This window comes from Thermoflexibacter ruber, from assembly GCF_900113045.1.
Classification (GTDB): domain Bacteria; phylum Bacteroidota; class Bacteroidia; order Cytophagales; family Thermoflexibacteraceae; genus Thermoflexibacter; species Thermoflexibacter ruber.
This window is the reverse complement of record NZ_FONY01000079.1, coordinates 1-8952: the sequence shown is the minus strand read 5'-3', so window position 1 is coordinate 8952 and position 8952 is coordinate 1. Positions and strand designations below refer to the sequence as shown.

8 protein-coding genes and 1 pseudogene are annotated in these 8952 nt (G+C 36.4%); 3 read left to right on the top strand and 6 right to left on the bottom strand.

The annotated features are described in order from the left end of the window. Window positions 1-239 (bottom strand): annotated as a pseudogene (locus BM141_RS23300) (IS982 family transposase); the annotation flags it as partial. Window positions 240-364: 125 nt separating this feature from the next. On the opposite strand from BM141_RS23300, the gene BM141_RS21670 reads away from it, so the two are divergent. Continuing rightward, window positions 365-544, top strand: coding sequence for a hypothetical protein (locus BM141_RS21670; RefSeq protein ID WP_091549534.1), 180 nt, complete (start codon window positions 365-367; stop codon window positions 542-544). 86 nt (window positions 545-630) lie between these two features. On the opposite strand, the gene nhaD is transcribed toward BM141_RS21670, so the two are convergent. Both nhaD and BM141_RS21660 read right to left on the bottom strand, forming a co-directional pair. Continuing rightward, on the bottom strand, window positions 631-1899 hold the full coding sequence (nhaD, locus tag BM141_RS21665; RefSeq protein ID WP_091549533.1) for a sodium:proton antiporter NhaD: 1269 nt from the start codon (window positions 1897-1899) through the stop codon (window positions 631-633). Window positions 1900-2124: 225 nt separating this feature from the next. After that, window positions 2125-2997, bottom strand: a complete 873-nt coding sequence (locus BM141_RS21660; RefSeq protein WP_091549532.1) for a UbiA family prenyltransferase — start codon at window positions 2995-2997, stop codon at window positions 2125-2127. Window positions 2998-3076: 79 nt separating this feature from the next. Here BM141_RS21660 and BM141_RS21655 point away from each other — a divergent pair, with 79 nt between their 5' ends. Then, window positions 3077-4048 carry an isopenicillin N synthase family dioxygenase gene (locus tag BM141_RS21655; protein WP_091549531.1) on the top strand — a complete coding sequence of 324 codons (972 nt, stop codon included), beginning with the start codon at window positions 3077-3079 and terminating at the stop codon, window positions 4046-4048. 74 nt (window positions 4049-4122) lie between these two features. On the opposite strand, the gene BM141_RS21650 is transcribed toward BM141_RS21655, so the two are convergent. The 3 genes from BM141_RS21650 to BM141_RS21640 are packed head-to-tail and all read right to left on the bottom strand — an operon-like array spanning window position 4123 to window position 6802. Further along, window positions 4123-5022, bottom strand: a complete 900-nt coding sequence (locus BM141_RS21650) for a GntP family permease (RefSeq protein WP_091549530.1) — start codon at window positions 5020-5022, stop codon at window positions 4123-4125. Then, entirely contained in the window at window positions 4952-5470 is a 519-nt protein-coding gene (locus BM141_RS23705) for a GntT/GntP/DsdX family permease (protein ID WP_091549529.1), read from the bottom strand. Before BM141_RS23705 ends, BM141_RS21650 begins: the two co-directional genes overlap by 71 nt. A 6-nt stretch (window positions 5471-5476) precedes the next feature. Continuing rightward, window positions 5477-6802, bottom strand: a complete 1326-nt coding sequence (locus tag BM141_RS21640; protein WP_091549528.1) for a hypothetical protein — start codon at window positions 6800-6802, stop codon at window positions 5477-5479. 155 nt (window positions 6803-6957) lie between these two features. Here BM141_RS21640 and BM141_RS21635 point away from each other — a divergent pair, with 155 nt between their 5' ends. Further along, a complete protein-coding gene (locus BM141_RS21635; RefSeq protein ID WP_091549527.1) occupies window positions 6958-8553 on the top strand; it encodes a dolichyl-phosphate-mannose--protein mannosyltransferase in 1596 nt (531 codons plus the stop codon). The last annotated feature ends 399 nt before the right edge of the window (window positions 8554-8952 follow it).

Here is an 8952-nt window from a genome sequence, read left to right as displayed (position 1 = left end):
TAACTGTTTGGAAAATAAGATTTTAGATAGCCTTTAATAATACTTTGATAGTAATATTTGAAACATTTCATGCCTGATATATGATAATAAATCACAATTGCCATGATTTCTGAACAAGACATTTTTTCTTGTGGTACAACTTGTCCTTGACTTAATTGATACTGTTCAAATTTTTTAGCAAAGTCATCACAAGTAATGTAAATTTCTATTAGTTTTGTTGTGTTCAATATTAAGTACATAGTATTCTTTGATTAGTGTAATTTTCAAATATACTATATTTATTAATATTGAACATTTTTTATCATAAAAAATTGACTTTTAAACAATTACCTCAATAACTCACGTTAATAATATCATAGAAGCAATGCGTACAATTCATGTAAATACATCAGTAGCTTCTGAAATTCGTAAAATTGGACAGAGTCAATTAGCTACGTACAAAGACGCAAATACAGTAAAAGCGGCTATCAGTCAAGTACTTGCCCAGAAAAATGCGGCAACTATGATTGCTAAAGGAAAAATGGTTTCTTTATTACAAATCTGAGGTGTTTTGCAACACCTATAAGAGCATACATCAAAAAGCATGTCCATTTTATACAAAAAACTCTTATAGGTGTTGAGATAGAAAACTTAATGAGCGAGCATATACATAAGTAGATAAGTCCCTGCACCTGCAAAATAGCCTACAGCTGCTAACCAACCTAATTTTCTCATGTACCACATGAATTCTATTTTTTCCATACCCATTACTGCTACCCCAGCCGCAGAGCCAATAATGAGCATACTCCCTCCCGTTCCTGCACAGTAAGCCATGAACTCCCACAATTTGTGGTCGGTAGGATAAACCTCAGGGCTATACATGCCTATCGCCGCTGCTACCAAAGGTACGTTATCCACAATTGCAGAGGCTGCGCCAATAGCCATGACTATCATATCCTGATGTCCAATATTGTCATCTAACCATTGAGCTAAGTTGGTAAGAACCCCTGTAACTTGCAGAGAACCAATAGCTAATAAAATCCCTAAAAAGAATAAAATACTTGCCGTGTCTATACGAGAAAGGGCCGCAATCGGAGAAAGTTTTTTCTTTACTAATTCATCAGCTTTGCTATCTATAATTTCCGAAACCGTCCACAAAACACCAAGGGCAAGTAGAATACCTACATAAGGAGGCAGGTGCGTAATGGTCTTGAAGGCAGGCACAAAAATCAAACCGCCCACACCTACTAAAAGCATAATTAGACCGCCTTGATGCGATTCTTCTGAGTGTGTATTTTTAGGTTCTTCTATTTTCCCTTTTAGACTCATAGAAGCAAATATCAAAGGTACTACTGTACAAACTACACTTGGAATAAAAGTCATTTTAATAATTGCCAAAGTAGTGATGCGTTCCTCAATCCATAACATAGTAGTTGTAACATCACCGATAGGCGACCATGCCCCACCAGCATTCGCTGCAATGATTACCATGCCTGCGAAAAACTTTCTTTCTGTATCGTTATGAACCAACTTTCTTAACAAAGAAACCATAACAATAGAAGTGGTTAGATTGTCTAAAATGGCTGATAAAAAGAAGGTTACGAAAGATAAAATCCATAAAAGAGAAACCTTATTTTTGGCTTTGATGCGGTCCGTAACAAATCGAAAACCGTGATGAGCGTCTATTAGCTCTACTATCGTCATAGCACCCATCAAAAAGAACAAAATTTCTGATACTTCGCCCAGATGCTCTCGTAAATGATGAGTAACTTCATGGCTATCTGGCGAGTATAAGGCGTATACCGTCCAACAAAATACAGCCGCAAGCATCGCAGGAGCAGTTTTGTTTAAATTAAGAGGATGTTCGAGTGCGATAGCTAAATAGCCAACGACGAAGATGATAATCATTAAAGTAGTCATGGTCAATTAGTCGTGTAAAAGTTAGAATAAAAGCTGTTTTGGTTTTGAAAAGTAAGAAAGAAAATTTTTTAGGTATTTTAGAAATCCAATGCTAAACAAAATTGTGAATTATTCAAAATAAATACAAGGGAATAAAGCAAGTTTTTATTTTTGTTTAATTTTTTTGATAAAAATTCACATTTGGTTCAAATTCTATTAAAACATTGAGATTTTAGCTTGTAGGATTCAATATTGCACACAAAAATAAAAAATAATATAAAATACATTCAAACAAATTGCAGAAATCATGTTCAGTCGCATTGTATTTTTGAAATTAGCTTCCTGCTCATTTTTTAAGGTTTTCAAAAACCATGAGAAAAAGAAAAGTAGTACGGGAGAGAGGGCAACAAGAAATGAAATTGCACTTAGTAAGGAAAAGTAAGTGTAGTAAAAATAAGCAAATCCTGCCGTAGCCAAGCCAAAAACGCTAATCGTATAAATAAACGTACCTTGAATGCCAAGCAACAAACTCATCGTTTTATCACCTCGCTTACTATCTTCCTCATGTTGATAGATTTGGGTCATAGGATAAGAACCCAAAAGCATAAGTGAACTCAAACAGGCAGGAAGCAAGATAGGATTTTCGGTAAGTTGCTTAATAGGAACTTGATTGACAACCTGATAAGTAGCTAAAAAAGTAAACGCTCCTTGGAAAAAAGCAATGGTCAGCAAGCTAATGATTGGGTATTTTTTCAAACGAATCGCAGGATGGCTGTATCCTTTGGAGGCTAAACCGTAAATGAATAAAGCCAAAGCAAACTCCCAGCCTGCTAAAAATCCAATATTTAGCCCTATTAAATCAAAAATCAAAGAAGCATTGAGCAACTCATTGGAAACAGGTAGCGGCTTTTCTACGCCTCCAATGCTTTTTTCATCTTTATCGTAATAAGAGTTAAAACCATTGCTTGCAGGATAAATAAATAGGTGTAAAGCAATAAAAGCTAAAGATGCTTTTCCCCAGTCTATTTGGGGAGAAACGCTGAGAGCAAATAAATAAATAGGAAGTAGAAAAAAGGAAAAAGGGAGGCGAAGGTGCTGCCACGTAGAGGTACTCCACATATTTTGTTTCTTAAAATGTTAATATGGGGTAAAGATATTATATTTGTGCAAAATATTCATGCTAAAAATCATTAAATATATGAAAGAAATACTGTACGATGAAATCCCTTCATTAGATTTGGCGGATTTTACCTCTAACGACCCACAAAGAAAAGCCAATTTTGTTCAGAAATTAGGTGAAGCGTGGCAAAATATTGGCTTTGTTGCTATTAAAAATCATGGATTGAGTGATGAATTAACGGAAAGACTGTATAACAATGTAAAAAATTTCTTTTCACTTCCCGACGCTACCAAGCAAAAATATGAAAATCCTACTTTAGCAGGACAAAGAGGGTACATAAGCAAAAACAAAGAACACGCCAAAGGACGCTCTACCCCCGACTTGAAGGAGTTTTACCACATTGGGCAAACCGTTCCTGAAAATGTCAAACTTACTGAAACTTATCCTGATAATATTTTCCCTAACGAAGTCCCTGACTTTGAGCCTTCTGCCTTAGAAGCCTACCGTACATTGGAAAATGCAGGTATTCAAATTTTGAGAGCCGCTGCCCTTTTCTTAGGTTTAGAGGAAAACTATTTTGACGAAAAAGTAAAATATGGCAATAGTATTCTAAGGGCTATCCACTACTACCCCATAGAACAGCCAGAGTTACTACCTCCTGATGCAGTACGTGCTGCCGCTCATGGTGATATAAACTTGATTACCCTGCTTATGGGGGCAAGTGCGGAAGGCTTGCAAGTATTGCGTAGGGATAACAAGTGGATTCCAATTACCGCTCTTCCTGAGCAAATCGTGGTAAATGTGGGAGATATGTTAGAAAGATTGACTAATAATGTCTTGAAATCTACCATTCACCGAGTAGTCAATCCTCCTGCCGAAAAGTTGAAAACTCCTCGTTTCTCTATTCCATTTTTTATGCACCCACGCTCAGAAATGAGTTTGGCTTGCTTGCCTAACTGCATTACGCCTGACAATCCTAAGCAATACGAAGACATTACCGCAGGCGAGTTCTTGAACCAGCGTTTGGCAGAAATTGGTTTGAAAAAGTAAAATAGTAATTTAGATTGGATATTGGTAATTGCCTGAGCTACAACAAGCAAGGGCAATTTTTGTTTATAAAGACATTAATTTCTCACCAAGATAAACAAAACCACTGCACTTAAAAGCACCGCCAAACCTTGCAAAAAACTCATCAAAGTCAGGCTTCTGTAAGCCTCTTTGAGTGAGAAATGCCCAAATTGGGATACTACCCAAAAGTAGGAGTCGTTGGCATGGGAAACGGTCATTGCCCCGCCACCTATCGCCATCACCAAGAGCGAAATTTCAACAGGTGAATCTAAGCCAACCGTTTGTAAGAGAGGCGCAAGCATAGAGGAGGTAATGACTAAGGCAGAAGTAGAAGAACCTTGTGCCGTTTTAAGCAATGCTGCTATCAGAAAACCTACAACCAATAACCAAACTCCGCTTACTTGGCTATCTGCCACCCAATCATTGACCATTTGGGCAACAGGGGTAGCTTTGAGCAAAGCCCCAAATGCGCCTCCCGCCCCCGTCAAAATCAATATTGTACCTGCCTGAGTAATGCCTTTACCCATGAGGTCATTTAAAAAACTTTTATCCCACTTAGGTACTAAAAAAAAAGATGCAAATAAGCCTAAACACAAGGCAATCAGTGGACTACCAATGAATTGAATAAGGTTTTTAGTATTTTCAGAAAATTGAAATAAGAGAATAAAAGAGGCAAAAGCAATTAGAATAATAGGTAGAAAAATAGGAAGTACTGAAAGAAAAGGAGAAGGTAAGCGTTGTACTTCTTTATCTTCTTCTACATTAGCTTGATTTTCAATATTTTTATTTATTTTATTAGCAAAAATAATCGCTACGAAAGTAGAAGGAATACTTACTGCTAAACCCAGCAAAATTACCAGTCCTATATGCTCAGATAAACCCAAATTACCTGCACAAGCCAAAGGACCAGGTGTAGGTGGAACTAATACGTGAGTGGTATAAAGTCCTCCCGCCAAAGATAGGGCAAGGGGAGAAAAGTTTTTCCTTTTTCCCTGTTTTTTTTGCTAAAGCCTTTGCCACGCCCGATAAAATAATAAAAGCAGAATCACAAAATACAGGAATAGCTACTATGCTGCCAATGATGCCCATTGCCCATACAGGCTTATGTTTCCCCACGAAGGCAATGACCAAGTTGGCTATTTGCAGGGCGGCACCCGATTTTTCTAAGACTATACCTATCATGCTCCCCAAAACTACCACTAAACCAATACTTCCCAATAAGTTTCCAAAACCTTGATTAACAGCTTCTAAAATTTGTTTGAGGGGTACTCCCACCGCCAATCCTGTCAGCAAGGTAGCCAAAAGCAGGGATAAAAACGGGTGCAGTTTGAATACAGAGGCAGTAACAATGATAAATATGACTGCCAGCAAAATGACTGCTAATAGAGCAATTCCAGAGAGCATTTTCCTTTATTTTATGTTGTTTAGTTCTTCTATCATTGCAGGTCGCTTCGCATACTTGACCTTGAGTTCAGTAACCAAATTATCAATCTCTTGCTTGCCATCAGGAATGTCTTTTTTTAGCCTTTGCAATAGGCGAGTAAAATCTTGGTATTCTCTCCTGCCGTTCAAATCTATGCTTTTTTTGCGGGGTATAGGCATATACATATCCAAAACTTCCTTAGGGTAGCGTTTTACCAAATGCTCATGTACCCTGTGTAAGGTATTGAAAGAGGCTGTATGCTTGGTTAGCTCTAAAAGTCTATCCCACATCTGCTCCTCTATAAAGATAGGGGCGAGTTTGTCAAAAGTAAAATCTTTGGCATTGAACCATATATTTCTTTTATTGTTTTCATTTGCTTCTGCCTCTTTATACACGCCTATTATTATTTTTTGCAGTTCCTCTTCCCACTCTTTTTCAGAAAAAGTGCCTTTCCATTGCCTATAATAGTTTACATCAAGGTTGCCACGCTCAAAAGCAAATTTTTTAGTGTAAAAGTGTACAGTTGCTAAATCTTTCTCTAAAACAGCTATCGCAAGGAGTTCCTTTTCCCAACCCGCTACTGTGCCAGGGTGTTTCTTAGACTCAGCAATTTGGATTCCCTCTTGAATGAGTTGTTTGGCTTTCGCATAGTCTTTTTTATCAATAGCTTGCTGTACTGTTTGCTTTCGCAAGCTAACTAAATCCATGTTTGCATTGATAAGGTGCTGGATTTCCTCAGTTTGCCCTAATTTTTCTAAGATTGCTATTTTGCGAACCAAGAGTTCTTCTTTATAAAAATCAAAAGAAAAACCTGAAAATAAAGGAGGGATTCTGTCTGTCAATTTTATAAAACGCGCCGTTTCTCCTATTTGCATTGCCACATCTTGGGCGACATCAAGCAAGCCATGACCAAAATCTCCATAATCATAATAGCTTTTTTTCATGGCTTCCTTTTCCAAAAAATCAAATAATTGGACTTTTAAAGAAAAACTTACCTCCTCAGAAGCCCCTATATCTGCTAATAGTTCTATTGCACCATCAATCGTCCCACCCAAAGACCCAGAGGAATCATCGCTATCTCCTATGACCTCTATCAGTTCGGAAACTACCAACTGCCCGATGAGCATTGCCTCTGCAAACTTACCTTTTTGAGCAAAAGCATTGCCTTCGTCTATCAGCTTATCTACTTCTGCCTGCCAATGATTATCAGCAATTTCTTCTAAGTGGACGACGGATTGGCTGAGAAAATACTGCCGTCCTCTATTCAGGATTTCCCTATTAATCGTTTCTTCAAAGTTGTCTAAGGTCAGCATATAAATTTGTCATTTATAGGAATCAATACAATTAATATTCATTATGCTTTTATTTTTCTACTACAAATCCAAAACATTTGCCTCAAATAATCACGAATTTAGTGCGAAAGTTGTTAAAATTTCTTTAATTCGTGCTAAAATAGCCAAAAAATAACATGAAACTTCTTGAAAATATATTTTTTAGCTCTACTTCGCACAAGGCAGAGAAATGGATAGTATTGGTTTTATTGGCTTTGCTTTGGGGGGGAATTTTTCAACTAACAGGTGTTTTGACTTCGGGTTTTCATCTGACTGATGATCATGAAATTGTGCTTTTTAATGATTTATTAAAAAAGCAGAGTGCCTTTTCCCTGATAGAAGAACAGGTAAAAATAGACCTTGTCACCCGCTTCCGACCTACCTATTACGCACATAGAATCTTAATAACGAGCCTCATCGGAACAAACCAAGTCGCATGGACAACGTATTACTGCTTTTTGGGGATACTGACTTCTTTCTTTTTGTATTTGGCTTTGAGAAAGGTAGGATTCTCTATTTTGGAGTCTTTTTTATTTCCTTTGTTTGCCTTCATAGGCGAGCAGACCGCAGTATGGTGGAGATTGGGTACGGCAGAAACCTTGGGAATGTTTTTTACTGCTCTTTCCTTATATTTTGCTTCCAATGCTCAAGCAAGCAAGTTAATTTCTTGGTCATCATTTTTATTTTTATGTTTTGCTATCTTGGCATCTTTGAGTAAGGAATCTTTTATTTTACTTATTCCTGCCTTGCTTTTTTGGAAGATGTGGGTAGAAAAACATGAAAATTGGCAGAGAGCAGTGAAAAGCAGTTTGGCGCTTATCTTATTTTTAGGGGGTGTTGCTCTTGCAGAAATCTATTTTATCCAAGCAAAAACTAACGCCCAAGGGAGTATTTTTAATGTCAGCAATGTAGAGGATAGTAGTTTTAGGAATACTATCTTACTTTATATGCTCAATAAAGTACTTACTTTTAATCAGTTACATATTTTATTCATTGTTTTCTTGGGCATACTTGCCTTTACTATTTCTGATGATTTGAGCCATGCCAAAAAAAAACTGGGGTCTATCTCCCAAAGTTTTTTGCCTATACTTATTTTCACTTTACTCGTTTTAGTACCGCAATTTGTGCTATATTCTCGTACCGATTTGTATGAGCGATACTTAATTCCTGCTACGGTAGGTTTGGGCTTTTTTGCTGCTGGACTATTACAACTTATTGGTAAGCAAGAGTTTATTAAGAAATATTTAAAAATAACTTTTTGTGTATTGGGCTTATTGGGTCTGTATTTCCCTTTTGGCAAAGCGTACTTCAAAGGACAAGATTTTGCGACAGAAGGCACAGATACACAATCGTTCTTACACTTTATCAAGTCAGTAACTACCGAAGAGTCAGCAGTTTTATTGGTAAGTGAGCCAGTGCAGTTCAATGAATGGACGCACTCTTTTTACCGCTTTATGCAGTCTTCTCTCTATCAAAGAAAAAATATTTACTTGCAACTTTATACGATTCCTAATGCTAATGTGCCGATAGAAATAGCTGAGAGCAACAAAGTAGTGCTATCAAAAGTTTTTGAAAAACAACTCTTTGATTTTAATAGAGATAGTGCTAAAATAAAATGTATTGCCATTTTGCCTTTGAAAGAGTTAGAAGAGAAACTAAGCAAAGAAAAACAAGCATGGCTTAAAGAGTTTGGGAAAAATAAGTTTGGGAATTTTATCATTTATTCAAAATAAAACGTATTTATTCATGACCATGACAATTTTAAAGTATAACAGGATTTAGTATCATTGCCGAGCATGAAACCAGTGTAGGAACTCGATATTTATTGGGTGTAAAAGCTATTATGCAACCATATAAAACGTGAGTTATTGAGGTAATTGTTTAAAAGTCAATTTTTTATGATAAAAAATGTTCAATATTAATAAATATAGTATATTTGAAAATTACACTAATCAAAGAATACTATGTACTTAATATTGAACACAACAAAACTAATAGAAATTTACATTACTTGTGATGACTTTGCTAAAAAATTTGAACAGTATCAATTAAGTCAAGGACAAGTTGTACCACAAGAAAAAATGTCTTGTTCAGAAATCATGGCAATTGTGATTTATTATCATATATCAGGC